The sequence below is a fragment of the Pseudonocardia autotrophica genome, assembly GCF_003945385.1.
Lineage (GTDB): Bacteria > Actinomycetota > Actinomycetes > Mycobacteriales > Pseudonocardiaceae > Pseudonocardia > Pseudonocardia autotrophica.
The window spans coordinates 4648546-4673349 of record NZ_AP018920.1; the positions used below are offsets into that span (position 1 = coordinate 4648546).

Sequence of the window (24804 nt, forward strand, 5' to 3'; positions counted from 1 at the left end):
CAGAGCCTCCGATTTCCGACACCGTCGCACCGCCATCCGCGGCCCGAGCGGCCGTGCGAACGGCCGCCCTGCGCCGTCCGGCCCATCGGCCGATCCGGCGCACGGACCGTCACCCGGTCGCACCGACCGCTCGTCGCAGAATCCGCCTCGATTACCTCGAACGGCGCAGTGCGCCCACCGTTCGGCGGCCGTTCTGCACGCGGATCGCGCAGGACGCGCCGCTCGTCGCATGCGCGGCGAGGCTGACAGGCACCTGAGTCACGGAGCGGTTACGGTCCTTCGTGCTGGCCGACGAAACGTCGGCTGGTGCGCCTGGTCGGCCGTCCGAACCCCGCCTGCCGACACTCCCCCTGGCGCCCACCAGCACGCGGCGGGGACGGGTTCGCATCCGGCTCGAGAGCCGGAGCAGGGCCCGTGGCGGCGAGGAACCACGAATGACCACTGCACTGAATCCGGTCGAGACCCCCGCGACCGAGCTCCCCGACATCGGCAGCCCCCGGCGTCGCCGCGACCGCGACTCCGGTGCCGGCATCTCCGCGGCCGAGCTGCTGTCCCGCTACTCCGAGGCCGGCTTCGACACCCCCGCCTCCGGCGGCCGCCGGGCCGCCAGGGCCGCCGGGACCGGAGCCTTCGGCCCGGCGATCGAGCAGATCGACACCCCGGCCACCGGCTTCCCCGCGGTCCCCGCCGGCGACGCCCCGGTCGCCGCGGACGGCGACTCGATCGTCTCCCGGGACCTCCCGGCCGGCGTCACCTCGCGATCGGCCATCGGGCTGGTCCGCGGCACCTCCGACACCGGGCCGTTCGGCCGCAACCCGCGCGCGGTGGCCGCGACCATGTCGGCGACCCTCGTCGGCGCCACCGCGGTGATGGGCGTCGTCACGGCGGTCAGCACCCCCGGCGACCAGGCCACCGAGGAGCAGGCGGCCGGGGTCGACCTGGCGGGCGTCAACAACGAGGCGACGATGACGCTGTCGCTGCCCGCCGCCGGTTCCGACCAGGGCGGCGCAGGCACCAGCGAGGCCGCGACCACCCTCGGAAGCGGCCTGGAGCAGGCCACCGCGGCGGTACCGCAGGCGTTCGAGCAGGCCGACGCCGCCCGCATCGCCGCGGTCGCCGCCCAGCAGGAGGCCCAGGAGCGGGCCGAGCAGGAGCGCGCCCGCGCCGGTGAGCGCGCCGCGAACAACGCGGGCCGGGGCGCCGGATCGGGTGCCGGTGGCAGCGGCGGAGGCGGCGGCCCCGTCGGCGACGTGAGCGGTTCCTCGGCCGGCATCCAGGCGCTCACCACCGCGAAGACCGCCCTCGGCGCGCCCTACAAGTGGGGCGCCACCGGGCCGAGCGCCTTCGACTGCTCCGGCCTGATGGTCTGGGCCTTCGAGCAGGCCGGCATCGACCTCCCGCGGACCTCCAGCGCGCAGTCGCAGATGGGCGGCCAGTCGGTCTCCAAGAGCGAGCTGAAGCCCGGCGACATGGTGTTCTTCTACTCGCCGGTCAGCCACGTCGGCATCTACGCCGGCAACGGCAAGATCCTGCACGCATCGACCAGCGGCGAGCCGGTCAAGTACTCCGACGTCGACGCGATGCCGTTCCACAACGCGATCCGGGTCTGACCCGGCGTTCCGTACGACGTCCGAGGCCGGGTCCCTGGGGAGGGACCCGGCCTCGACGCATGTCCGGCCCCGGTACTCCGCGCCCTACCGGCCCCGCAGCCGCTCGGCCACGGCTTCGGGGAGCACGTCGGAGATGAACGCCCCGGCCCCGGACTCCGATCCCGCCAGGTACTTGATCTTCCCGGGGGCCCGGCGGATCGAGTGCAGCCGCAGGTGCAGCCGGGCGTCGGAACGACCGTCGGACTCCAGCACCGGGGCCTGGTTCCAGCCCGCGACGTAGGGCAGCTCGTCGTCGTAGAGGGCGTCGAGCCGGCGCAGCACGTCCAGGTAGATCGTGCCGAACTCGGCGCGCTGCGGTTCGTCGAGCGCCGGGAGATCGGGCGTCGGACGGTGCGGATACAGGTGCACCTCGACCGGCCAGCGCGCCGCCTCCGGCACGAACGCCGTCCAGTGCTCCCCCGCGACGACGACCCGTTCCCCGGCCCGCTCGGCGGCCAGCCGGACGTCGAACAGGTTCTCCCCGGTCGCCTCCCGGTGCGCGGCCACCTGGGCGAGCATCCGCTGCGGGAACGGCGGCAGGTACGGGTAGGCGTAGATCTGACCGTGCGGGTGCGCGAGCGTCACCCCGATCTCGGCGCCCCGGTTCTCGAACGGGAACACGTACCGCACCCCCGGCCGGGCGCCCAGCGCGGCGGTGCGGTCGGCCCAGGCGTCGAGCACGAGCCGGACCCGACGGGCCGGCAGCCGGGCGAACGGGGTGTCGTGGTCGTCGGTGAAGCAGACCACCTCACAGCGCCCGGACTCCGCGTGCGGAGCATCCCCGGCCGGCTCCGGGACGGGCGCGCCCGGCGCCGAGCCGAACGAGGGGAACCGGTTCTCGAATGCAACCACCTGATACTCCGGTGACGGCACCTCGGTGAGCTTGCCGTCCCGGCTGGGGCACAGCGGGCACCGGTCGGCGGGCGGCTGGTAGGTGCGGTCCTGGCGGTGCGCCGCGATCGTCACCCACTCGCCGGCCAGCGGATCGAAGCGCAGCTGCGAGGCCGGCGTCACCCGGGGCAGGTCGCGCCGGTCCACCAGACCGGCCGGGTCGCGGGGCGGCGATCCGGGCTCGTCGAACCAGAGGATCTCCCGGCCGTCGGCCAGCCGGGTCGCCGAGCGGCGCACGGTCTCCATCACGTCTCCTCCGGTCCGGCGACGATCACGCGGTCCACCTCACCGTCGAGTACCGCCCGATCGACGTCGGCCAGACCCGAGTCGGTGACCAGCACGTCGGCCTCCCCCAGCTCGGCGATCGTCGAGATGCCGACGGTGCCCCACTTCGTGTGGTCGGCGACGACGACGAGCTGCCGGCCGGCGTCGACCAGCGCCCGGTTGGTGTCCCGCTCGGTCATGTTCGGTGTGGAGAACCCGGCCGCGGCACTCATCCCGTGCACGCCGAGGAACACGATCTCCAGGTTGAGCGAGCGCAGCGCGGCGATCGCGACCGGCCCGACCAGCGCCTCGGACGGCGTGCGCACCCCACCGGTGAGGATCACGGTGGAACCCACCGACTCCGCCCCGCCGGTGTGCAGCGCCTCGGCGACGGCGAGCGAGTTGGTGACGACGGTGAGCCGCGGGATCCGGGCGATCCGGTGCGCCAGCCGCCAGGTCGTCGTGCCGGCGGACAGCCCGACCGCGGCCCCGGGTTCGACGAGCGCAGCCGCCGCGGCGGCGATCGCCTCCTTCTCCGCGGGCTCGCGGACCGCCTTCGCCGAGAAGCCGGGCTCGGTGGTGGTGTGGTCGCCGATCACCGTCGCACCGCCGTGCACCTTGTCCACCAGCCTGCGCCGGGCCAGCACGTCGAGATCGCGCCGGACCGTCATCTCGGACACGCCCAGGTGCTCGGCCAGCTCGGAGACCCGGACCGCGCCGTGGGCACGCACCCGCTCCACGATCACCTCGCGCCGCTGCTCCGCGAGCAGGCTCACGACAGCACGTCCGAGAAGAGCATCACCCGCACAGGTTGCAACAAAACCGAACGTGGAGCAACTGCGGGACGCCCGATCGAAAGATCGAACGGGAGAGAGTGTTCACTTCTGTCCGTCTTCGGTCTATCTTGTGCGTTGATTTGCGCAACGTAACCGAGCGCGATGCCTACTCGACGGCGAGGAGCGTCCGAGATGGACCTGTGCGAGACCGCCCTGTGCAAGGGCGTGACATGACGACCGAAGAGATCCTCCGGCTCGACCCGAACGTCGTCGACTACCTGCTGGTCGCGTTCTACTTCGTGCTGGTGCTGGGCATCGGGTACGCGGCCCGCCGCTCGGTCTCGTCCAGCCTGGACTTCCTGCTGTCCGGCCGGTCGATGCCGGCGTGGATCACCGGCCTGGCGTTCATCTCGGCCAACCTGGGCGCGATCGAGCTGATCGGCATGGTCGCCAACGGCGCGCAGTACGGCATCCCGACGGTGCACTACTACTGGCTCGGCGCGATCCCGGCGATGGTGTTCCTGGGCATCGTGATGATGCCCTTCTACTACGGCTCGCAGGCCCGCAGCGTGCCGGAGTTCCTGCTCAAGCGGTTCAACCGGACCACCCAGCGGGTGCAGGCGGTGATCTTCGCGGTCGCCTCGATCCTGATCGCCGGCGTCAACCTGTTCTCCCTGGGGCTGGTGCTGGAGGCGCTGCTGGGCTGGTCGCTGTACCTGGCCATCCCGGTCGCGGCCGTCGTCGTGCTGGGCTACATCTCGCTCGGCGGGCTGTCCGCGGCGATCTACACCGAGGTCCTGCAGTTCTTCGTGATCCTCGCGCTGCTCATCCCGCTGACCGTGGCCGGGCTGAACCGGGTCGGCGGCTGGGACGGCCTGACCCGCGCGGTCACCGAGGGCCCCAGCGGCGGCGCCGACCTCAACGCCTGGCCCGGCACCCCGCTGACCGAGATCCAGAACCCGTTCCTGTCGGTGCTCGGCATCGTGTTCGGTCTCGGCTTCGTGCTCTCCTTCGGCTACTGGACGACGAACTTCGCCGAGGTCCAGCGCGCGCTGTCGGCCAAGAGCATGTCCGCGGCCCGCCGCACGCCGATCATCGGCGCCTTCCCGAAGGCGCTGGTCGTGCTGGTCATCGTGACCCCGGGCATGATCGCGGCGATCCTGGTTCCGCAGATCAGCGCGGTGAAGACCGGCGGCGGCGCGGCCGTCGACGGCATCACCTACAACAACGCGCTGTCGCTGCTGATGAAGGAGCTGCTGCCGAACGGCATCCTCGGTGTCGCGATCGCCGGTCTGCTCGCCGCGTTCATGGCGGGCATGGCGGCCAACATCAGCTCGTTCAACACCGTGTTCACCTACGACATCTGGCAGGACTGGGTGCGTCCCGACCGGGAGGACGGCTACTACCTCCGGATCGGACGGCTGGTGACGATCATCGGCTGTGTGCTGGCGATCGGCACCGCGTTCATCGCGTCCGGCTCGACGAACCTGATGGACTACATCCAGTCGCTGTTCAGCTTCTTCAACGCCCCACTGTTCGCGATCTTCATCCTGGGCCTGTTCTGGAAGCGCATGACCGGCCCGTCCGCGTGGATCGGACTCCTCTCCGGCACGACGGCCGCGGTCACCGTGGACGTCCTGGTCCGCACCGGGGTGCTCGAGATCTCGAACCAGGCGGGCAGCTTCCTGGGTGCCATCGCCGCGTTCGTGGTCGGCGTCGGAGTGGCCGGCGCGGTGTCCCTGGTGACCGCACCCAGGCCGGACGCCGAGCTGGTCGGCCTGGTCTGGAGCCTCACCCCGAAGGCGTCGCGGACGCACTCCACCGACGGCGACGACGCGGGCTGGTACCGCTCCCCCGCCGTCCTCGCCGCTGCGGTGCTCGCCCTGACCGTGGTCCTCTACGTCGTGACCGGCTGACCGGAACAGGAGCCCAGAGATGACCGACGACCGAGCCGGCGCCCGGGCGGGCGCGAACGCCCCCGTCTCGACGACCGCGACCAACCTCTTCGACCTGCGCTCGGTGATCGCGCTGCTGTTCGGCGTCTACGGCCTGGTGCTCGTGATCATGGGCGTGGTCTCCGGTGACGATCCCGCGAACCTGGCCAAGACCGGCGGGACGAACCTGAACCTGGACACCGGGATCGCGATGCTGGTCCTCGGCGCGCTGTTCGTGCTGTGGGTGTGGCTGCGGCCGCTGCGGATCCCCGCAGCCCCGGCGGAGGAGAACCCGCCGCCCCCGTGACGGGGGTCAGCGACGCCGCGCGCCGGGCATCGAGTAGACCGGGTTGAACGCCTGCAGGGTGTAGGCGTCGATCCGGCGGCCCAGCCGGCTCAGGGCGGCGCGCAGTCCGCGCGGGAGGTGCAGCGTGGCGACGGTGTCGCTCATGGTCGGAGATCCCTTCTCCGTCGAGGATGTGCGGCCGGCCGCACCGGGCGGCCTCCGCACCGGACCGTTCCAGGGTGCACTGAATCGATCCGGAACCGCCACCTCCGGCGACCCGGGTCACCCGACGACCCGGATCGGGGCCCGGATCGGGGCAGTGTCGTGCGGGTGATCGCCCGCGACGGCGCGCACGAGATCGAGATCCAGCGTTCCCGGTTCGTCTGCACCGTGGCCCGGGTGCCCGACGTGGACGCCGCGACCACACTGATCGACCGGGTGCGCCGGGCCGGGCCGGACGCCACCCACCACTGCACGGCGCTGCGGATCGGCGACCCGGCGACCGGGGCGATGACCGCCCGCAGCAACGACGACGGCGAGCCGTCCGGCACCGCGGGCGTCCCGATGCTGGAGGTGCTGTCCCGGCGCGGGCTGACCGACGTCGTCGCGGTGGTGTCCCGCTGGTTCGGCGGCACGAAGCTCGGCGCCGGCGGGCTGGTGCGCGCCTACTCCGGGGCGCTGTCGGAGACCCTGGACCGGGTCGGCGAGCTGCGCCGGGTCCGACATCGCGAGCTACTGCTCGCACTGCCCCACGACCGGGCCGGACGGCTGGAGCACGCCCTGCGGAACTCGTCGTACCTGCTGCGCGAGGTCGAGCACGGCGCCGACGTCACCTTCACCGTGGCCGTCGCGGAGTCCCGGGTCGGGGACTTCGAGGCCTGGCTGGCCGAGCACACCGGGGGCGCGGTCGACGCCCTCGACGCCGGCCCGCGCGACCTCTATCTACCCTGATCGCGTGCAGATCCGCGACGCCCACGACGACGACTGGCCCGCCGTCTGGCAGATCCTCCGGCCGATCTTCGCCGAAGGCCGCACCTACACCGTGCCGACCGATGTGGACGAGGGGTGGGCGCGCTCGATGTGGATGCTGCGCCCGCCGGGCCGGGTGGTCGTCGCCATCGACGGCGGCGGCGACGGCGACCGCAGCGGCGGCGGCGTGATCGTCGGCACCGCCAAGACCGGCCCGAACCAGCCCGGCCCCGGTTCGCACGTGGCGACCGCGAGCTTCGCGGTCGACCCGCAGCGGGCCGGGCGCGGCACCGGGCGGGCGCTCGGTGAGCACATCGTGGCCCTGGCCCGCTCGCTCGGCTACTCGGCGATGCAGTTCAACGCCGTCGTGCAGAGCAACACCCGGGCGGTCGCGCTGTGGCACTCACTGGGCTTCGCGACGATCGGGATCGTGCCGGACGCGTTCACACTGCCCGACGGCACGACCACCGGGCTGCACGTCATGCACCGCTACCTGGACGACTGAGCCGCGCTCACGCGCCCTTCCACACCGGGTCGCGCTTCTCGGCGAACGCCGTCGCGCCCTCGCGCGCGTCCTGCGAGTTCAGGACCGCGGCGGTGATCTCGTCCTGGCGGGCCCAGCGGTCTGCACCCCAGTCCGGGGACTCCCGCACGATCCGCTTGCTCGCGGCGACGCCGAGCGGGCCGTTGCCGGAGATCCGCGCGGCCAGCCCGAGCGCGGCGTCGAGTGCGCCGCCGTCGTCGACGACCTGGTTGACCAGCCCGGCGGCCTCGGCCCTGGCGGCGTCGATCGGGTCGCCGGTCAGCAGCATCTCCAGCGCGAGCGCGCGCGGCACCCGGTTCGCCAGCTCGAGTGCCCCGCCGGCCGCCGCGACCAGCGCACGCTTGACCTCCGGCACACCGAACCGGGCACCCCGGGCGGCGACCACCAGATCGCAGGCCAGCATCAGCTCGAAGCCACCGGCCAGCGCCCAGCCCTCGACCGCGGCGATCATCGGCTTGCGCGGGGGGGTCTGGGTGATGCCGCAGAGCCCCCGGCCGGGCAGGCCCGGCCGCTCGCCCCGCAGGAACGCCTTCAGGTCCATCCCGGCCGAGAAGGCCCCGCCGGCGCCGGTGAGGATCCCGACCCGCAGCTCGTCGTCGGCGTCCAGCTCGTCGGCCGCGGCCGCGACGGCCCGCGCGACGTTCTCGTTCAGCGCGTTGCGCGCGGCCGGCCGGTTGATGGTGATCACCTGGACACCGTCGCGCCGCTCGACGAGCACCTCGTCACCGGAAACGGTCAGCTCTGACTGCTCGGTCATGGTGTCACAGTAGCCGCTGGATCCCGCCGTGCCGAGCGCAGCGCCGGATGGATGACGGCGAGCAGCACGCCGAGCAGGCAGGCCGCGGCCGCGACGAACGCGGGGATCCCGGTCCCGAGCGTGTAGAGGGCGGTCCCGGCGAGCGGACCGATCACGAACGTCGCCCCGTTGGTGGCGTTCACCAGCCCGGCCACGCCGCCCTGGCCCTCCGGCCCGGCCTGCAGGGTCGCCGCGGTGGTGTAGCCGGGCATCGCCAGCCCGAGACCGGCCGCGAGCAGTGTCATCGCCAGCCCGATGGTGAGCATCCCGGGCGCGACCGCGAGCAGCAGCAGCCCGGCGGTGGCGACCGGGAGGCCGAGCCGCAGCAGCCGCACCGGCGGCCAGCCCAGCCGGGGCACGACGACACCCTGCATCAGCACCAGCGCGATCCCGGACAGGAACGACATCGCACCGGACACCCGCACGGTGCCCGCCGCGTCCAGCCCGAGCCGGTCCTGGACCAGGAAGCCGAGCACGATCAGCACCAGCCCGAGCGACAGCATCATCAGGAAGCCGGTCAGCAGCACCGGCCACATCCGGGCGTCCCACGGGCGGACCGCGCGGGGCGCGTCCCCGGGCTCGGCGGCCCGGTGCTCCACCGGCGCGGGCCGGACCCCGACCGCCACCACCGCGATCGCCACCAGCACCGCGACCGGCGCCAGCCAGACCGGCCCGAGCAGTCCGGCGAACCCGAGCAGCGCGCCGAGTGCCGGCCCCAGCGCGACCGCGATCCCCTGCACCGCACCGAGCCGCCCGATCCCGGCGGTGCGCTCCGGGCCGGGTGCGGTGCGGGCGGCGATCAACGCCATCGCCGCCGTCGGGACGGCCCCGAGACCGATGCCGAACACCACGCTGCGGGTCACGATCATCCCGGTGAGGGTGGCGCCCGGGGACAGCAGACCGGCCAGCGCCGCCTGCGAGACGACCGCGAACCCGGTCAGCCCCAGACCGGCCGAGGCGAGCCCGAGCAGCAGCACCCGGCGGTGCCCCCACCGGTCCACCACCCGCCCCCAGAACAGGCTGGTGACGGCGAAGAGCCCGGCGGCGACCGTCATCACCAGCCCGAGCTCGACCGTGGACAGGCCGACCTCGCGGGACAACGGCGCCAGCACCGGCACCAGGACCTGCTGCGAGACGATCGCGGCCAGCACCGCGAGCAGCAGGATTCCCTGCGCGCGCCCCGTCGACTCCCCCATCACGCCTCCCCTGCGGCCCGCTCGGACCGACGCGAGTGAGGGTAACCTAACCGACGGTCTCGGGTGCGGTCACCGGCACCGAGTACTCCCAGTCGGCCAGCAGCGTCCGCAGCGCGCTGAGCAGGGCGAGCGGCTGGTCGATCATCACGTGGTGCCCGGCGCCGGGGATCTCGACCACCGGTGCGGCCCGCCCCATCCGGTCCACCACCATCTCGCCCATGTCCGCCGGGACGAGCCCGTGCTCGGCCCGGAACAGTCCGATCCGGCAGCCGGGCCGCCCGAGATCGGCGGGGGTCAGCCCGATCCCGCCGAAGATCCTCGGATCGAACTTCCACCGCCATCCACCGTCGACGGCGGTGATGCTGTGCTCGGCGATGTGCCGGTGCACCCAGGGCAGGTCGCCGTCCTGCTCGGGCACGGTGCGGAAGCGGGCGATCAGCGCCTCCCGGTCCGGATGCACCCGGGCCGGGCCGAACGCCCGCTTCTCCCGGGCCGCGTCCTCCTCCGGTGACCGGTCGCGCACCGGCGAGTCGACCGCGACCGCCCCGGCCAGCTCCTCGCCGTAGCGCAGCGCCCCGGTCAGCGTGACGAAGCCGCCCATCGAGTGCCCGATCAGCGTGGGGCGCTCGCCGAGCCGCGCGTCCTCGATCACCGCCCGCACCTCGGCGGCCCAGCGATCCAGGTCGTAGGACGGTGCCCGGCCGGAATCGCCGTGCCCGGACAGGTCCACCGCGACGACCCGGCGGGTGCCCTCCACCAGCAGCGGCGCGATGTGGTCCCACCAGTGCGAGTGCGCCGCGCCGCCGTGCACCAGGACGACGCCGGGCCCACCCGGGTCGCCCCACGTCCGGTACGCGATCCGCACCCCGTCGACCTCGACGCCGCCGCAACCGGACGGCACGGCGAGGGCCGAGGTGAACCAGGCGGGCGGGTCGTCGGGCACGTGAGGCCTCCGGCGGTCGTGGCGGGAACGGGATCGGGCACGGGACCCGGAATTCGGGACGGGTCGAACGTACCTCCTCGCCAGTTCTGACTACGCGCGGTAACGGCGGCCGGCATCCGGGCGACGCCTCCCACGACGCCGTACGGCCGAGGAGGGCCCATGAGCGGATCGACGGGTGGGACGGTGATCCGGGCGGTCCCGCGCGATCCCGGCGGCTGGGCGAGGGTCGACCGGGTGCTGTGCACCGCCCTCGGCGCGCTGTCCCGGGACGCCACCCCGCCGGGCGCGACGGCCGCCGCGGCGCGGGCCTGGTGCCGGCTGTCCGGGGTGCTGTGCGCCGCGCAGGCGCGGCCGGGCCACCCGCCGGGCCCGTGCCCGGACCTCTGCCTGGTCGCGGTGCATCCCGCCGACGTCGAGCCACTCGGCCGGCTGGCCCGTGAGCTGGGGCGATGCCTGCTCCCCGGTGCCGCCACCACGACCACGGGTGCGCTGGCGCGGGCCGCGGGCGCCGCCGGCACCGGACCGTGCGGGCTGGTCCTGGAGCTGGCCCGGGTGCACGGGCTGCTCGATCTCGACCACGGCCGGGACGCCGAGCTGCTCTACACGCTCGCCGGCGTCCGGACGACCGGTGCCGCGACCCTCGCGGCCCACGACCGGGTGGCCGGGCGAGTGGCGGCGATGTGGGCGGCAGGCGATCCGGATCCGGGCCCGGTGCCGGCCAACGGCCCGCCCCGGCCGGGGAACGGGCGCGGCGCCGGCCCGAGGTGACCCTGCGCGACCGGAGGGCGGACCGGCCGTCCACCCCTCGACTCTTGTTGACAGCTTTTCTATGATGACGATGTGTCTCACAGTGATGTGGTGGAACGCACGACCGTCACGACGCCGGACGGCCTGGGCCTCGCGGTCGAGGAACGGGGCGACCGGGCAGCACCGACGATCGTCGCCGTGCACGGCTACCCGGACGACCGGCACGTCTGGGACGGTGTCGCCCACCTGCTCGCCACCGACCACCACGTCGTCAGCTACGACGTCCGGGGGCACGGCGACTCGGACGCGCCGGCCGACCGCGCGGGTTACGACCTCGAACTGCTCGCCGCCGATCTGCGCGCCGTCTGCGACGCGGTCTCGCCGGGCGAGCCGGTGCACCTGCTCGCCCACGACTGGGGCGCCATCCAGACCTGGCACGCGGTCACCGGCGATGCGCTGACCGGGCGGGTCGCGTCGTTCACCTCGATCTCGGGACCGAGCCTCGATCACGTCGGGCTGTTCCTGCGCCGCCGCTCCCCGCGGGACCTGCGTTCGGTCGTCCGGCAGGGGTTGCACTCCTGGTACACGCTGGCGTTCCGGTTGCCGGTGCTGCCCGAGCTCCTCTGCCGCAGCGGGGCGATCGGGAGGCTGCTGGAGCGGACCGAGCGGATCCCGCGGCCCTCGGTGCGGGACGGGGTGAACGGCCTGGAGCTGTACCGGCGGAACCTGCCCCGCCGGCTCGGCAGGCCCGAGCAGCGCCGAACCGACGTTCCGGTCCAGATCCTCGCGCCGCGCGGCGACGCCTATGTGATGCCGGCGCTGGCCACCAGCGCCGCGCAGTTCGCCCCCGACCTGCGGGTCCGCTACCTGCCCGGCGGGCACTGGATCGTCCGGCACCGGCCCGAGGTGATCGCCCGCTGCACCGCCGAGATGGTCGCGGGGACCGCCGCGCCGGCCCGGCCGGCCCCCGCCCTCACCCGGGCCGCGGCCCGCGGCCGCGCGCTGGTCGCCTCCGACGGCCGGTCCGGGCGGGCCGTCCGCTGGGAGGGCGGCCTCGCCGTCGTCACCGGCGCCGGGAGCGGGATCGGGCGGGCGACCGCGCTGGCACTCGCCGACCGGGGCACCCGGGTGGTGGTCGCCGATCTCTCCGCGGACGGTGCCGCCGGGACCGCCGGGATCATCGAGCGCAGGCACGGCACCGGCCGGGCGTTCGCCGAGACGGTGGACGTCGCCGTCGACGAGGCGGTCGCCGGGCTGGCCGCCCGGGTGGCCGCGGAGCACGGCGTCCCCGATCTCGTCGTCAACAACGCCGGGATCGCCGTCGCCGGACCGTTCGCGGACATCACGGCCGAGGAATGGCGGCGGATCGTCGACGTGAACCTGTGGGGTGTCGTGCACGGCTGCCGGCACTTCGGGGCGCTGCTGCGCGAGCACGGCGAGGGCGGTCACCTGGTGAACGTCGCGTCGGCGGCGGCGTACCTGCCGTCCCGTGCGCTGCCCGCGTACGCCACCACGAAGGCCGCGGTGCTGATGCTGTCGGAGTGCCTGCGCGCCGAGCTGGCCGAGGAGGGTGTCGGCGTCACCGCACTGTGCCCGGGGTTCGTGGACACCCCGATCACCGCGCACACCCGGTTCGCCGGTACCGACGACGCCACCCAGGACGCCCGCAGGCGGGCCTCCGCCGCCGCGTACGCCCGGCGTGGCTACACCCCGGACCGGGTCGCGTCGCGGCTGATCCGCGCGGTCGAGCGGAACGTGGCGCTCGCACCGGTGACCGCGGAGGCGCACGCCGGGCTGCTGGCGTCCCGGCTGTCCCCCGGCCTGCTGCGGGCGGTCGCCCGGATCGACGCCGGAACCCGCTGAACCCGCTGAACTCACTGAACTCACTGACCCGCTGAACCCGCTGACCTCGCCGACCCCGCTGACCTCACTGACCCCGCTGAGCCCGCCGCACCACCCGTTCCCGGAGAGAGGAGCACCGCCGATGACCGCCCTTCCGCAGGACGGCGACCGGATCGCGCTGCACGCCCGTGACGTCCGCTTCGACTTCTCGGCCCTGCGCACCGACTGGATCCCGGACGAACCGTTCGCCTCGCACCTGATCGACGTGCTGCACCTGCTGCTGCCGGAGGGCGAGCGCTGGTTCGTCGAGGTCTTCTCGCAGGCGTTGCCGATGGTGCGCGACGACGCGCTGGCCGAGGATGTACGCGGGTTCATCGGGCAGGAGGCGATGCACGCGTCGTCGCACCAGGGTGCGCTGGATCATCTGGGCGAGGCCGGGATCGACGTGACCCGGTACGTCGAGCAGGTGGAGTGGATCTTCGGTGAGCTGCTCGGGGAGCGCGGGCTGTCCGGCGACGAGGCCCGGGAGTGGCTGGTCGAGCGGGTCGGGCTGGTGGCCGCGATCGAGCACCTGACGGCGGTGCTGGGCGAATGGATCCTGCACTCCCCGGAGCTCGACGCGGCCGGGGCGGACCCGCAGATGCTGGACATGCTGCGCTGGCACGGGGCGGAGGAGGTGGAGCACCGGTCGGTCGCGCACGACCTGTACGTGCATCTCGACGGGCGTTACCTGCGCCGGATCCGGGCGATGCTGGTGACGGCGCCGGCGCTGATCCGGTTGTGGGCGTCGGGGACGGCGCAGCTGTGTGCCCGCGATCCGGGGCTGCGCGGGACCCCGGCCCGGCGGGCCCGGGTCCGGGACTACCTGCGGGCGTCGCGGCGGGGGCTGGTGCCGGGGCCGATGCTGTTCACCCGGGCGATGCTGTCCTACCTGAACCCGCGTTTCCACCCGGCGAACCACGGCGACACCGACGCCGCGGTGGCCTACCTGGCGGTCTCCCCCGCCGCGCGGGCAGCCGAGGCGGAGCCGAGCAGCGGCACGGCGGAGCCGACCATCGACACAGCGGCGGAGCCGACCATCGACACAGCGGCGGAGCCGAGCCGCAGCACAGCCACCGCGCCGACCGCCGACACAGCGGCCGAGCCGAGGAGTAGCACCGCCGCCGCGCCGAGCAGCAGCACAGCCGCCGAGCACGGCGGCGCGGCATGAGCGTCGCCCCACCCCCGCATCCGAACCGGAGTGCACGGGCGCTGGCGACGGTCACCGCCGTCGCGCAGAAGGCGTCGCTGCGCAGCGCGCGCCGCCGCCGGCCGGCCGCTCCGGTCGATCGGGAGCTGCCGGTCGAGGTCCGGTCGGTGACGTACCCGTGCCCGGATGTCGCCGAGGTGGAGCTGGCCGGTTCCGGCCCGCTGCCCGGGTGGCGGCCGGGTGCCCACCTGGACGTCGTGCTGCCATCGGGTCTGTTGCGCCAGTACTCGCTGTGCGGGGATCCGGCGGACCGGTCGGTGTACCGGATCGCGGTGCGTGCCGTGCCCGGTGGTTCGGGATCGGCGCAGGTGCACCGGCTCACCCCGGGTGCCCGTCTGCGGGTGCGCGGGCCGCGGAACGCGTTCCCGCTGGCGGCGGCGCCGTCCTACCTGTTCCTGGCCGGCGGGATCGGGATCACCCCGATCGCGCCGATGGTGCGTGCGGTGCACGCGGCGGGCCTGCCCTGGCAGCTGGTGCACACCGGGCGCGACCTGGCGTCGATGCCGCTGTCCGAGGGGCTCGCCGGGCTCGCATCCGATCGCGTCCGGCGCAGGCCGGACGGCACGGCCGGGGTCCCGTCCGCCGAGGAGCTGCTGGCCGGCACGGACCCGGGTGCCGCGGTGTACTGCTGCGGGCCGCCACCGATGATCGACGCGGTGCGCCGGGCGCTGCCCGCCGACCGGCGGTTCCACTCGGAGCGGTTCTCGCCGCCGCCGATCCGGGACGGCCGCCCCTTCACGGTGGCGCTCGCCGGTGGCCCGGAGCTGCCGGTGCCCGCCGACCGGACGGCACTCGACGTGATCCGGGACGTGCGGCCGGACGTCGCGTACTCCTGCCGGCAGGGGTTCTGCGGCACCTGCCACGTGCGGCTGGTCGAGGGATCGACGGTGGGCGATCCGGCGGGGCCCGGCCTGACCGCGCTGTGCGTCGGGCGGGCGGAGGGCGCGCGTGTCGTCGTCGATCTCGGTCGCTAGGCGTGGGAGTTCCGTACGCTTTCCGGTGATGACCTCCTCCCCTGCCCGTTCACCCCGGCGGATGACGCCGGAGGCCCGGCGCGCACAGCTCGTGTCGGCCGCACTCGACCTCTACGGGAGCCGCTCCCCGGACGAGGTGGCGGTCGAGGACGTGACCCGGGTCGCCGACGTGTCGCGGGCGCTGTTCTACCGCTACTTCTCCAGCATGGAGGAGCTGCACGTCGCGGCGCTGGGCAACGTCGCCGAGGAGCTGATCGCCCGGGTCGCACTGGCCGGTGAGGGCCCGTTGGAGGAGCAGCTGTCGGCGGCGCTGGACGTGTTCATCGACGTGGTGCGGCGGCACGCCGGAGCCTACGTCGCGCTGTTGCGCAGCGGATCGGTGGTGTCGACCGGTGAGACCGACGCGCTGGTCGACGGGGTGCGCGACCACATCGTCGATCTGCTGTGCGTACGCGGCGGGGTCCCGGATCCGGAGGTACTGCAGCTGATGACGCTGCGCGGCTGGGTCGCTCTGGTCGAGGGCTCGGTGCTGTCCTGGCTGGAGGCCGGGGAGGTCCCGGACCGGACCGGGCTGCGGGACTGGCTGGTGGAGCAGCTGTTCGCGATGCTCGAGGTGACCGCCCGCCGGTCCTGAGCGGCCCGGTTCAGGGGGCGAGGATCCCGAACGCGTTGGGGACCGCCCGGTGCGCGTCCTCGGACGGGGCGTTCACGACCTGCCCGCGGAACACCATCGTCGACGAGCCGCCGCCGTCGAGGTTGACGCCGTGCACGGCGCCGGCGCGACGCAGCTGTTCGGCGGTCTCGGCCAGGGTGATGCCGACGCTGGTGGACTCGCGGCCGTCGGCGGTCAGCAGGATCAGGCGTCCCTCGGCGGTGATCCCGGCGGCGCTGCGCGGCTCGCGGACGGCGGCGTCGAGACCGGGGACGGGTGCGCCGTCCCGCAGCACCGGGCTGCCGCCGACCGCTGTCCGCGGCGGCACACCGGACGCGGCGGTCATCCGGTGCTCGATCTCGACCGGATCACCGGGGGCCAGCCCGCGCAGTGCGGCGGCGCCCTCGTCGCGCCCGACCAGGATCTGCTCGCCGTCGGCGACCGGACCGGTACCGGGCGGGCGGACCTCGGCGACGGCGCCGTCGCGGACCGCGACCTCGATCCGGTCCGGCGCGCACGGGGCGTCCCGGTCGGTGTCGCTGCCGCAGAGTGTGGCGTTGCGGTCGCCGTTCCAGTCCGGGGTGAGCAGGCCGATGCCGCCGACCGGGACGGCGTAGGCGTTGAGGGTGCGGATCGGCAGGGTGGTCCCGTCGGCGGCGGTGGCCGAGGCGTCGAGGACGAGCCGGTCGATGCGGGGGGTGCCGCCGTCGTCGACGGCGAGCACGTCACCGGGGTCGCTGCCCGGGACCGCGGGGGCGAGCCGACGACCGGGCGGCACGGGTGAGGTGAGCGCCCGTCCGTCGCGCACCGACGGGCCCGCCGGGACGTTGCTGCGGGCGAAGTCGAAGAAGTCGCCGTTGAGTGCCGCGGCGGCGCCCGCCCGGTCGGCGTGTACCGCAACGGTGGCCCGTTCGCCGACCGTCGCGCCGGTGAGCAGGGTGGCCTGCACACCGGACCGGCGCAGGTCGGCGACGACGACATCGGTGGTGACCGGTCCGCCCGGGGTGTCGATCCGTTCCTCTCGGTGGGTGATCGCCGGAGCGGGCGCGACGGCGTGGACCGCGGCCGCGAGCGCGGGATCCGCCGCGGAGACGGGACCGGCCGGGGTGGACGCCGGCAGCAGCACGGTGAGCACAGCGGTGACGGCAACGGTCACCATCCCGTCGCGCACCCGCCTCGTCATGTCCACTCCCCCGGTCGCCGGTCGGCCGGGGGTGAGACGATCACAACGGAGCGGGGCCGGGCGTGCGGGCGTGGCACACCTCGGCGGGATCCACCCGGTCGTGGGACGCCCGGCCGGGCCCGGGGGCGATCGGGATCACCGGGACGGGGGTCCGGCTTCCGGGTGCGCCGCTCGCCGTCGCCGGGGTCAGCGGGCCCGCACCAGCGCGTACAGCTCCGCCCAGTGTTCCGGGCCCAGGTCCCGGGGCAGCGTGCGCGCGTCGAGCCGGGCGCCGGCCGCCCAGGCCCGTGCGGTCGCCCGGCCGTACCGCCGCGCGACGACGTCGACCACACCGCGGCCCCGGCCGGTGAACACCTGATCGACCATCCGCTGGTAGGGCCCGGCCGGGCCGTCGACCAGCGGACACGCCCGCCGCGTGATCTCCAGGATCCCGCCGTCCACCGAGGGGACGGGCCGGAACGCGCGGGCCGGGACCCGGCCGACCAGCCGGAAGCCGAACCACGGCCACCAGCGGGCGGTCAGCGCCGTCGTCCCGCCGACCGCGGCCCGTTTGCGCGCCACCTCCCACTGCAGCAGGAGCAGTGCGTGCGCCCACTGCGGGGCGCCCAGCAGTCGGCGCAGCAGCGGGGTGGTCAGGGCGTACGGGACGTTGGAGACGACGTCGACCGGCCGGTCGAGCCGCTCGCGGACGAGATCGCCGTGCCGGACGGTGACCCGCGCACCGAAGCGGCGGCGCAGGTGTTGCACCCGGTGCGGGTCGATCTCGACGGCGGTGACCGGCCGGTCCAGGTCGAGCAGCGCGGCGGTGAGGGCGCCGTCACCGGCGCCGAGCTCGAGGATCGGGCGCGCCGGGTACCCGGCGACGACGACGCTCAGCGAGGCGGGGACGGACGGGTCGATGAGGAAGTTCTGGCCGTGCTCGTGACGGCCGAGTGGGCGTGCCAAGGGAAGCTCCCGGGGAGGGAGCCGGACGCGCACGAAAGCGCCGCCCGGCAGTGGTTCAGGACCGGCTGCGGGGACGGCGGTGCCGCGGGAAGGATGCTCGGGCGCCGCCGTCAGGCGACGCGCAGGCGTAGGTACGCTGCCACGCCGGGCAGGCTAGGTGATCCACCCGCGCCGCGCACCCGACTTCCGCGCGCCCCGGCAGCGCGGCACCGGACCGCCTCGGCCGGGCAGCTCGCGGGGCCGGTGTGTGCAGGCCCGCACCGCCGCACGGGTGTAGGCGGCGCCGAAGCGGGAAACCGGACGATATGGCGGTCGGACCGGTCCTGCGGCGCACGGATCTGCGCGCCGGCTGCACCGGTGGCCCCCGCCGGGTTGTGGTTGCGCGCCAGGACGGTCGACCATGACGAGCGCGGCAACACCGCTCCGGGCCGTCGTCGCCGCCGTCCGCCGTCGGTGCTCCGGACGGCGGCGAGTCGATGCGCCGCGAGGAGAGAGGGGCCTGACCTGATCCGTACCCGTCACTGCCGCCCGCCCGAACGTCTGCGGGGCGGCTCGCTCGCGCTGCTCATCAGCCACCCGGGGGCATCCGATGCACCCGCGGCTCGCCGGGTTAGGGTCACCTGACTTGGAGGACGTCATGCACCGCCCGAACCCCTTCCGCTGGCTGGCCTACGCCTTCGGTGCCCGGCTGCCCGAGCGCCACCGGCGCTGGGTACTGCACGACGTCACCTGCCGGACCTGGTGGCTCCGGCACCTGGCCCGCACGGCCGTCCAGCTGGCCCCGCTGCTGGCGCTGCTCTACCTGGTCGTGCCGGGTCCGCCGTGGGTGCGGCTCGGCGCGATCCTGGCGGGCGCGTTCATCGGGTTCTTCTACTCGATGGTCTACGTGGTCGAGGCCGCCGAGACGCGGGTGATGAAGGCCGGTTACCCGGTCGGCGCGGCGGCCTCCACCCGGGAGGCCCGGCGATCCGAGCAGCACGTCGAGGCCCGCCGCCGGTACGACGAGATCCACCGCGACGAGCGCGACCGGGGCGACCGGAGCGGCCGGGACGACCGGGGCAACCACACGGACTGAGCCCGGCTCAGCCCGGCCCGTAGTGCGCGATCTTCTCGTCCAGCACGGCGAGCGCCGCGTCCAGCCGGGCCCGGCGCGCGAGCAGCTCGGCCCGGTGCGCGGTCAGGAACGACGTCAGATCGTCCGCACCCGCCCGGTCGTCGAGCCGGGTCCGGAACTCCCGCAGGTCGGAGATGCCCAGACCGGCCGATCGCAGGCAGCCGACCATGCCGATCCAGACGAGGTCCTCGTCGGTGTAGATCCGGTGCCCGGCACGGTCCCGGGCGGGCGGCGGGACCAGCCCGACCCGCTCGTAGTAGCGCAGGGTGTCGACGGTGAGCCCGGTCCGCCGGGCGGCCTCGCCCGCCGAGCACGGTCCGTCTCCGAGCACCGTCATGCCGCGGTGTCCAGCCGCTCGCGCGCGGCCGCATCGAGCACCAGATCGCGGGCGTCGAGCACCTCGTCGAGCTGTCCGATCCCGCTGACGCCGACCAGTGGCCACGCCGGTGGGACGGCGAGATCCCCGGTTCGCCCGCTGCGCCCGCTGCCGCCGGCGAGCAGCCAGGCCAGTACGACCTGGTTGCGGGTGGCTCCGAGATCCGCGGCGACCGCGTCCAGCGCGGCGAGCCGGGCCACCGTGCCGGGGTGGTCGTAGGCCTCGGGAAGGGTGCGGTCGGTCCGGCTGAGGGCACCGTTCACCAGCGGGGTGTAGGCCCAGAGCTCCAGGTTCTCCGCCGCCGCGAGATCGGCGGCGTCCGCGCAGAGCAGCACGTGTCCGACGTCGGGCAGCGCGGCGCCCGGCCGCGGCACCACGTAGGAGTGCCGCAACTGGACGGCGCCGAAAGCCGGGATCCCTCGTGCCGCGGCCAGCCCGCGCAACCGCTGCACCCGCCACGACGTGTGGTTGGACGCCCCGATCCGGTCGGCGATGCCGCGCTCGACGAGCCCGCCGAACACCTCGGCCGTCGCGGCCGGATCGGCATCCCGGTCGTCGGTGTGCGCCCAGTAGAGGTCGACGCGTTCGGTCCCGAGCCGGCGCAGGCTGCCTGCGGCGGCCTCGGTCACGGTGGCCGGGCCGAGCCCGCCACGGACGCCGGTCTTGGTGGAGATCCGCACCCGGTCACGCACGCCGGGGCGCGCGGCGAGCCAGGATCCGATGACCCGCTCGCTCTGGCCGCCGTCACCGGACGGGTCGTTCCAGAACGCGTAGACGTCGGCCGTGTCGATCCACTCGCCGCCGCGCTCGACGAACCGGTCGAGCAGGTCGAACGCCGTGCCGGTGTCGACGCGGGTGCCGAAGTTCATCGCGCCGAGGACGATCTGCGGGGTGCTCATGCGGCAAGCATCCGGCCTGGAGCGCGCTCCAGGTCAAGCGACCGTGCCGGCACGGCCACCTCGCCCGGCCCCCACACACGCCGGTGGGCCCGGACCGTGCCGGTCCGGGCCCACCGGGTGCAACCCGTGATCAGGGAATGACGACCGGGCCGGTCGTCGGGGCCGGGTCGTCGGCCCAGCGGTGCCCGCTCTCGCGCGGAGTGACGCCCTCCTCCGCCCACGCGGCCAGCAGCGAGGCGACCTTGGCGTGCATCACGCTGCGGAGCCGGTCGAACGAGTTCTGCGGCTGGTCGTCGACCTCGCCGAGCAGCATCCACCACGCCCAGACGGCCGCACCGGCGTTCGCGACGAAGTCCGGCAGCACCGGGACGCCGCGAGCGGCGAGCATGGCCTCGGCCTCCGGGGTGGTCGCGGCGTTCGCGGCCTCCACGACGACCCGCGCACGGACGTCGAACGAGTTGTCCGGGGTGATCGCGTACGAGATCGCGGCCGGCACCAGGATGTCCACCTCGGAGGAGAGGATCGCGTTGCGCGGCAGCTCCTCGACCCCCGCGGGCAGCCGGGTGCGGTCGATCTCGCCGTAGCCGTCCCGCAGGTCCAGCAGCGCGGGGACGTCGAGCCCGTCGGCGCAGTGCAGGGTGCCCGCGGCGTCGGCCACCGTGGTGACCTTCACACCGGCCTCGTGCAGGTAGTAGGCGGCCGCGCCGCCCATCGTGCCGACGCCCTGGATCGCGACCGTGGTCTCGGCGGGGACCTGGCCCCAGGAGACCGCGGCGGCCAGGCAGGCGTGCGCGACACCGTAGCCGCCGATCACGTCACCGAGCTCGAAACCGCCCTCGACCTTCGCGGAGAGGCCCTTGCGGACCCGCTGCAGGGTGGCCTCCGGGTCGTCGGCACGGCTGATCGCGGCGTGGTAGCTCTGGCCGAGGCCGAGCCGGCCGAAGACCTCGTCGATCAGGTGCTGCGGAACGCCCAGGTCCTCAGCGGTGACCCAGTGCCGGTCGATCCACGGGCGCATGGCCTCGCAGAACCGCTCCAGCACCTCGACGGCGCGCGGGTCCTTCGGGTCGAAGTCGATGCCGCCCTTCGCTCCGCCGACGGGCAGGTCGAAGGTCGCGGTCTTGTTGGCCATCCCGCGGGCCAGATCCTCGACCTCGCTCAGCGTGCAGCCGGCGCGCATCCGGGTGCCTCCGGTGGCCAGACCGCCGCGCAGGGTGTGCACCACCAGGTAGCCGACCGCACCGGTGATCGAGTCGTTCCACTGCAGGCGCATGTACGGCTCGGAGCGGCGGACGGCCGGGGCGACGGGCGTGGCGCCGATACCGGGGACGGCCGGGGCGGTCTGCGCCGCCACCTGCTGGGCGGTGCTGCCGGCGGGGTTCTGCATCGTGGTCATGGCGACCCACCTCCTCGTGCTCGTGCCGGTCGCCTGGCCTGGGGCCACGCCGGTCGCGTCTTAGCCTGTTGCGGACCTCGTCGTCCCCCCGGTCCATGGCTGATCGACCGGTGACCCCAGCGTGCGGCCGGACCTGCCACCGCGTCCATTTACGGATCATTCACGGCGGTGTTCACCGTTCCTGCACAACGCCTAGGCTCCGGTTCATGGACCTGTCGCTGCCCCGCCTCCGGATGCTGCGTGAGCTGCACCGACGCGGAACGATCACCGCGGCCGCGACGGCTATGCACTACACCGCGTCGGCGGTGTCCCAGCAGCTCGCCCAGCTCGAACGCGACGTCGGTGCCCGCTTGTTCGAACGGCGTGGTCGCCGCGTGCAACTGACCGACCTCGGAGTGTTGCTGGCCGAGCACGCCGAGGGGATTCTCGCCGCGGTGGAACGCGCGACCCAGGCCATCGAGGAGGCCGGGGAGTCGGTCTCGGCGAAGGTCACGGCCGGGGTGTGGGCGTCGGTGGCGTCCGGGCTGCTACCCGACGCACTGACCGCGCTGGCCCGTACGCATCCGGGGGTGGTGGTCCGCAGCCGCGAGCTGGCCCCCGAGGAGACGGCGGCCGCGGTCCGCGACGGCGAACTCGACCTGTCGTTCGTCATCGACTACTCCAACTACCCGATGACCTGGGACCGCAGCCTGGAACGCGCGGTGATCGCCGTCGAGCGGCTCTACGCCGCGGTCCCCGCCGGTGCGGTGCCCGCCGCGAGCGTCACGATGGCCGAGCTCGCCGAGCACCCGTGGATCATGTCCCCGGCCCGCTCGCACTTCGGGCACGCCGCGCGGCTCGCCTGCCAGGCGGCCGGGTACGTCCCGCGGATCGACCACGAGGTGGAGGAGCAGGCCACCGCGATGGCGATGGTCTCGGCCGGGCTGGGCGTGACGCTCGTGTCCGACCTGGGCCTGGCGCTGCGGCCCCCCGGGGTCGACGTGGTGGCCCTCGGCGACGCCCTCACCCGGACCGTGTCGCTGGCCTACCGTACGAACTCCGGGCGCCGGGCGGCGCTGCTGCTGGTCGTCGACGCGATCCGCACGGCGGCGGCGCAGATGGGTCTGGGTGCCGACACCGCGCTCCCCGCGCCGACCCCACCCTCGACGCCCGTCCCCGCGCCGACGGAACAGCCCGCCGACCCGCCATCGGACACCACCCAGCACGCCACCCAGCACTCCACCGGGGACGCCGCGCCGCCGAACCAGCGCACCGGCGCCGTACCCGCGGCCACGACCGCGCCTGCCCCCGAGACGCTCGGGTCGAACACCGAGCGGCTCGGGCTGACCTGACCGGGCCCGCCCCGTCCGGAACCGCTCAGCCGGCGCGCATCGGCACGCCGGAGAATTCATCCGAACCAGCAGGGCCCGCATTCTCGAAGAACAGGTGTGACCACCGACGAGCGGGCCCCGGTAAAAGCGAGCACCGTTCTGTCGCGGTCGGTGGCGATCATGGTGGAACTGCTCGCCATCATCGCCGCGGTGGCCTCCGGCCATCTGGTCGCGGGGCTGCTCGCACCGGCGTCGTCACCGTTCGTCGCGGTCGGCGACGCCGTCGTGCGGCTCTCCCCGCAGCCGGTGGTCGAGTTCGCGAAATCCGCGTTCGGCACGGCCGACAAGCCGGTGCTCCTCGCCGGGACCGCGGTGCTGCTGATGCTCGCCGGGGCGGCGGCGGGCCTCGCCGCCCGGCACCGGCCACTGCCCGGCACCCTCGCGGTGGTACTGCTGGGCGTCGTCTCGACGGTGGCCGTGCTCGCCGGGCCCGCCGCCCGGCCGTCGGACGTGTTCGCACCGCTCACCGCGCTGGTCGTCGGGCTGCTCACCCAACTCGGCCTGCACCACCTCGCGAGGTCGGCGGCCGCGGCCCGGCACAGCGCGCCCGGAGCCGCCGGCGCAACCGGTCCCGCCGGTCCCCCCGGTCCGGCCGATCCTGCCGGCCCGATCTCGTCCGGCGACGGACCGGCCGCGACCCCGGTCCGCCGCCGGACGGTACTCGCCGGTGCCTCGGCAGCTGTCGCGGTGGGGTCGCTGGTCGCCGGTGGTGCCGGCGTCGCGCTGGCCGCCTCCGGGCGCGGCATCGCCGAGTCCCGGGCCACCGTGACCCGGCGGCTGGCGATGGCCCGGCTCACCGAGCGTGCGCCGGCGATCCCGGAGTCCGCGGGATTCGCCCGGTTCGGCACGGTCCCGTTCGTCACCTCGAACGCGGACTTCTACCGGATCGACGTCGCCCTGCAGATCCCCGCCGTGCGCGCCGAGGACTGGAGCCTGCGCATCCACGGCCGGGTCGATCGCGAGATCACCCTCAACTTCGACGACCTGATGGCCCGTCCGCTGGTCGAGCGGACGATCACGATGACCTGTGTCTCCAACACCGTCGGCGGCAACCTGGTGTCCACCGCGAACTTCGTGGGTGTCGACCTGGCGCCGCTGCTGCTGGAGGCCGGCGTCGATCCGGCGGCCGATCAGATCGTCTCCACCAGCCGCGACGGCTGGACCGCCGGCACCCCGACCGCGACCGTCCTCGAGCCGGGCCGCGGCGCGATCCTCGCGCTGGGCATGAACGGCGAGTCGTTGCCCGTCGAGCACGGGTTCCCGGTGCGGATGGTGGTGCCAGGTCTCTACGGGTACGTCTCGGCGACGAAGTGGCTGGCCGAGATCGAGCTGACCACGTTCGCCGACCGCACCGTCTACTGGCGCGACCGCGGCTGGGGTGAGCGGGCACCGATCAAGACCCAGTGCCGGATCGACGCCCCGACCGGGTTCTCCGAGCAGCCGGCCGGACGGGTCCGGGTCGCCGGAGTCGCCTGGGCGCAGCCGGTGGGGATCGCGCAGGTCGAGGTCCGGGCCGACGGCGGGCCGTGGGTACGGGCCGAACTGGCCACCGAGGTCAATCCGAACACCTGGCGGATGTGGACGGCCGAGCTCGATCTCGAACCGGGCAGCCACACCCTCACCGCACGTGCCACCGACCGGCGCGGCCTGACCCAGACCGAGGAGCGCGTCGATCCGATCCCGGACGGTGCGACGGGTCAGCCGCAGGTGATCCTCACCGTCGCCTGAGCCCGCGACGCGTCGTTCCCGGGCACCGCCCTGGCATTTTCCGGAAAACCCGGAATCTTCTCGAAAAAAAACTCCATCCGT

General features: G+C 74.3%; 23 protein-coding genes and 1 pseudogene. 13 read left to right on the plus strand and 11 right to left on the minus strand.

All coding sequences use genetic code 11. The annotated features are described in order from the left end of the window. Positions 1–434 precede the first annotated feature (434 nt). Positions 435–1610, plus strand: coding sequence for a C40 family peptidase (locus Pdca_RS21725; protein ID WP_232021106.1), 1176 nt, complete (start codon positions 435–437; stop codon positions 1608–1610). A gap of 84 nt (positions 1611–1694) precedes the next feature. Here the strand turns inward: Pdca_RS21725 and galT are convergent, their stop codons facing one another. Further along, positions 1695–2777 (minus strand): galactose-1-phosphate uridylyltransferase, encoded by a 1083-nt coding sequence (gene galT, locus Pdca_RS21730; protein WP_085914688.1) that lies wholly within the window; start codon positions 2775–2777, stop codon positions 1695–1697. An 8-nt stretch (positions 2778–2785) separates the two neighbouring features. Then, positions 2786–3580 (minus strand): DeoR/GlpR family DNA-binding transcription regulator, encoded by a 795-nt coding sequence (locus tag Pdca_RS21735; RefSeq protein ID WP_085914657.1) that lies wholly within the window; start codon positions 3578–3580, stop codon positions 2786–2788. Between the two features lie 230 nt (positions 3581–3810). On the opposite strand from Pdca_RS21735, the gene Pdca_RS21740 reads away from it, so the two are divergent. Together Pdca_RS21740 and Pdca_RS21745 are read left to right on the plus strand one after the other, a co-directional pair. Next, the gene (locus tag Pdca_RS21740; RefSeq protein WP_085914656.1) at positions 3811–5496 is read left to right on the plus strand and encodes a sodium:solute symporter family protein; all 1686 of its coding nucleotides are present in this window, start codon (positions 3811–3813) and stop codon (positions 5494–5496) included. Positions 5497–5515: 19 nt separating this feature from the next. After that, positions 5516–5821, plus strand: a complete 306-nt coding sequence (locus Pdca_RS21745) for a hypothetical protein (protein WP_085914655.1) — start codon at positions 5516–5518, stop codon at positions 5819–5821. Between the two features lie 6 nt (positions 5822–5827). On the opposite strand, the gene Pdca_RS35710 is transcribed toward Pdca_RS21745, so the two are convergent. Further along, positions 5828–5965, minus strand: coding sequence for a hypothetical protein (locus Pdca_RS35710; RefSeq protein WP_158092252.1), 138 nt, complete (start codon positions 5963–5965; stop codon positions 5828–5830). A 159-nt stretch (positions 5966–6124) separates the two neighbouring features. On the opposite strand from Pdca_RS35710, the gene Pdca_RS21750 reads away from it, so the two are divergent. Together Pdca_RS21750 and Pdca_RS21755 are read left to right on the plus strand one after the other, a co-directional pair. Beyond that, positions 6125–6751 carry an IMPACT family protein gene (locus tag Pdca_RS21750; RefSeq protein WP_085914654.1) on the plus strand — a complete coding sequence of 209 codons (627 nt, stop codon included), beginning with the start codon at positions 6125–6127 and terminating at the stop codon, positions 6749–6751. Positions 6752–6755: 4 nt separating this feature from the next. Further along, positions 6756–7274, plus strand: coding sequence for a GNAT family N-acetyltransferase (locus Pdca_RS21755; protein WP_085914653.1), 519 nt, complete (start codon positions 6756–6758; stop codon positions 7272–7274). Between the two features lie 7 nt (positions 7275–7281). On the opposite strand, the gene Pdca_RS21760 is transcribed toward Pdca_RS21755, so the two are convergent. From Pdca_RS21760 to Pdca_RS21770, 3 genes are read right to left on the minus strand one after another with little or no spacing between them, the layout of a single operon-like run. Continuing rightward, positions 7282–8070: a crotonase/enoyl-CoA hydratase family protein gene (locus tag Pdca_RS21760; RefSeq protein ID WP_085914652.1), complete on the minus strand. Its 789-nt coding sequence runs from the start codon at positions 8068–8070 to the stop codon at positions 7282–7284. Beyond that, positions 8067–9305 carry an MFS transporter gene (locus tag Pdca_RS21765; RefSeq protein ID WP_085914651.1) on the minus strand — a complete coding sequence of 413 codons (1239 nt, stop codon included), beginning with the start codon at positions 9303–9305 and terminating at the stop codon, positions 8067–8069. Before Pdca_RS21765 ends, Pdca_RS21760 begins: the two co-directional genes overlap by 4 nt. A 46-nt stretch (positions 9306–9351) precedes the next feature. Continuing rightward, entirely contained in the window at positions 9352–10248 is an 897-nt protein-coding gene (locus tag Pdca_RS21770) for an alpha/beta fold hydrolase (protein ID WP_085914650.1), read from the minus strand. Between the two features lie 159 nt (positions 10249–10407). On the opposite strand from Pdca_RS21770, the gene Pdca_RS21775 reads away from it, so the two are divergent. The 5 genes from Pdca_RS21775 to Pdca_RS21800 all read left to right on the plus strand — a co-directional run bounded on the left by Pdca_RS21775 (position 10408) and on the right by Pdca_RS21800 (position 15694). Beyond that, complete coding sequence (locus tag Pdca_RS21775; RefSeq protein WP_085914649.1) at positions 10408–11016, plus strand: hypothetical protein; 609 nt, start codon at positions 10408–10410, stop codon at positions 11014–11016. 90 nt (positions 11017–11106) lie between these two features. After that, positions 11107–12858 (plus strand): SDR family oxidoreductase, encoded by a 1752-nt coding sequence (locus Pdca_RS21780; RefSeq protein WP_166665851.1) that lies wholly within the window; start codon positions 11107–11109, stop codon positions 12856–12858. 121 nt (positions 12859–12979) lie between these two features. Then, positions 12980–14047, plus strand: a complete 1068-nt coding sequence (locus tag Pdca_RS21785) for a metal-dependent hydrolase (protein WP_197719792.1) — start codon at positions 12980–12982, stop codon at positions 14045–14047. Next, entirely contained in the window at positions 14044–15060 is a 1017-nt protein-coding gene (locus Pdca_RS21795; protein ID WP_085914647.1) for a PDR/VanB family oxidoreductase, read from the plus strand. Before Pdca_RS21785 ends, Pdca_RS21795 begins: the two co-directional genes overlap by 4 nt. A 28-nt stretch (positions 15061–15088) precedes the next feature. Beyond that, positions 15089–15694, plus strand: coding sequence for a TetR/AcrR family transcriptional regulator (locus tag Pdca_RS21800; RefSeq protein ID WP_232021108.1), 606 nt, complete (start codon positions 15089–15091; stop codon positions 15692–15694). A 10-nt stretch (positions 15695–15704) separates the two neighbouring features. On the opposite strand, the gene Pdca_RS21805 is transcribed toward Pdca_RS21800, so the two are convergent. Together Pdca_RS21805 and erm are read right to left on the minus strand one after the other, a co-directional pair. After that, a complete protein-coding gene (locus Pdca_RS21805) occupies positions 15705–16895 on the minus strand; it encodes a phosphodiester glycosidase family protein (RefSeq protein WP_125911509.1) in 1191 nt (396 codons plus the stop codon). 186 nt (positions 16896–17081) lie between these two features. After that, entirely contained in the window at positions 17082–17840 is a 759-nt protein-coding gene (gene erm, locus Pdca_RS21810) for a 23S ribosomal RNA methyltransferase Erm (protein ID WP_085914644.1), read from the minus strand. A gap of 637 nt (positions 17841–18477) precedes the next feature. Between erm and Pdca_RS21815 the strand changes: the two genes are divergently transcribed. Beyond that, on the plus strand, positions 18478–18915 hold the full coding sequence (locus Pdca_RS21815; RefSeq protein WP_085914643.1) for a DUF5313 family protein: 438 nt from the start codon (positions 18478–18480) through the stop codon (positions 18913–18915). 7 nt (positions 18916–18922) lie between these two features. On the opposite strand, the gene Pdca_RS21820 is transcribed toward Pdca_RS21815, so the two are convergent. From Pdca_RS21820 to Pdca_RS21830, 3 genes are all read right to left on the minus strand, one after another. Continuing rightward, positions 18923–19291 (minus strand): MerR family transcriptional regulator, encoded by a 369-nt coding sequence (locus Pdca_RS21820; RefSeq protein WP_085914642.1) that lies wholly within the window; start codon positions 19289–19291, stop codon positions 18923–18925. Further along, entirely contained in the window at positions 19288–20229 is a 942-nt protein-coding gene (locus Pdca_RS21825) for an aldo/keto reductase (RefSeq protein ID WP_085914641.1), read from the minus strand. The genes Pdca_RS21820 and Pdca_RS21825 overlap by 4 nt, the downstream gene beginning before the upstream one ends. 130 nt (positions 20230–20359) lie before the next feature. Further along, entirely contained in the window at positions 20360–21625 is a 1266-nt protein-coding gene (locus Pdca_RS21830; protein WP_373865471.1) for a Glu/Leu/Phe/Val family dehydrogenase, read from the minus strand. 206 nt (positions 21626–21831) lie between these two features. Between Pdca_RS21830 and Pdca_RS21835 the strand changes: the two are divergent. Together Pdca_RS21835 and Pdca_RS21840 are read left to right on the plus strand one after the other, a co-directional pair. Continuing rightward, positions 21832–22752: pseudogene (locus Pdca_RS21835) on the plus strand (LysR substrate-binding domain-containing protein); the annotation flags it as partial. Positions 22753–23052: 300 nt separating this feature from the next. Next, positions 23053–24723 carry a molybdopterin-dependent oxidoreductase gene (locus tag Pdca_RS21840; protein ID WP_307724028.1) on the plus strand — a complete coding sequence of 557 codons (1671 nt, stop codon included), beginning with the start codon at positions 23053–23055 and terminating at the stop codon, positions 24721–24723. Positions 24724–24804 lie beyond the last annotated feature (81 nt).

Bases quoted from the DNA above. Each gene is read 5' to 3' on its own strand.
- Pdca_RS21725 (WP_232021106.1), top strand. From the start codon at position 435: ATGACCACTGCACTGAATCCGGTCGAGACCCCCGCGACCGAGCTCCCC.
- Pdca_RS21740 (WP_085914656.1), top strand. From the start codon at position 3,811: ATGACGACCGAAGAGATCCTCCGGCTCGACCCGAACGTCGTCGACTAC.
- Pdca_RS21745 (WP_085914655.1), top strand. From the start codon at position 5,516: ATGACCGACGACCGAGCCGGCGCCCGGGCGGGCGCGAACGCCCCCGTC.
- Pdca_RS35710 (WP_158092252.1), bottom strand. From the start codon at position 5,965: ATGAGCGACACCGTCGCCACGCTGCACCTCCCGCGCGGACTGCGCGCC.
- Pdca_RS21760 (WP_085914652.1), bottom strand. From the start codon at position 8,070: ATGACCGAGCAGTCAGAGCTGACCGTTTCCGGTGACGAGGTGCTCGTC.
- Pdca_RS21765 (WP_085914651.1), bottom strand. From the start codon at position 9,305: ATGGGGGAGTCGACGGGGCGCGCGCAGGGAATCCTGCTGCTCGCGGTG.
- Pdca_RS21775 (WP_085914649.1), top strand. From the start codon at position 10,408: ATGAGCGGATCGACGGGTGGGACGGTGATCCGGGCGGTCCCGCGCGAT.
- Pdca_RS21785 (WP_197719792.1), top strand. From the start codon at position 12,980: ATGACCGCCCTTCCGCAGGACGGCGACCGGATCGCGCTGCACGCCCGT.
- Pdca_RS21795 (WP_085914647.1), top strand. From the start codon at position 14,044: ATGAGCGTCGCCCCACCCCCGCATCCGAACCGGAGTGCACGGGCGCTG.
- Pdca_RS21800 (WP_232021108.1), top strand. From the start codon at position 15,089: ATGACCTCCTCCCCTGCCCGTTCACCCCGGCGGATGACGCCGGAGGCC.
- Pdca_RS21805 (WP_125911509.1), bottom strand. From the start codon at position 16,895: ATGACGAGGCGGGTGCGCGACGGGATGGTGACCGTTGCCGTCACCGCT.
- Pdca_RS21815 (WP_085914643.1), top strand. From the start codon at position 18,478: ATGCACCGCCCGAACCCCTTCCGCTGGCTGGCCTACGCCTTCGGTGCC.
- Pdca_RS21820 (WP_085914642.1), bottom strand. From the start codon at position 19,291: ATGACGGTGCTCGGAGACGGACCGTGCTCGGCGGGCGAGGCCGCCCGG.
- Pdca_RS21825 (WP_085914641.1), bottom strand. From the start codon at position 20,229: ATGAGCACCCCGCAGATCGTCCTCGGCGCGATGAACTTCGGCACCCGC.
- Pdca_RS21830 (WP_373865471.1), bottom strand. From the start codon at position 21,625: ATGACCACGATGCAGAACCCCGCCGGCAGCACCGCCCAGCAGGTGGCG.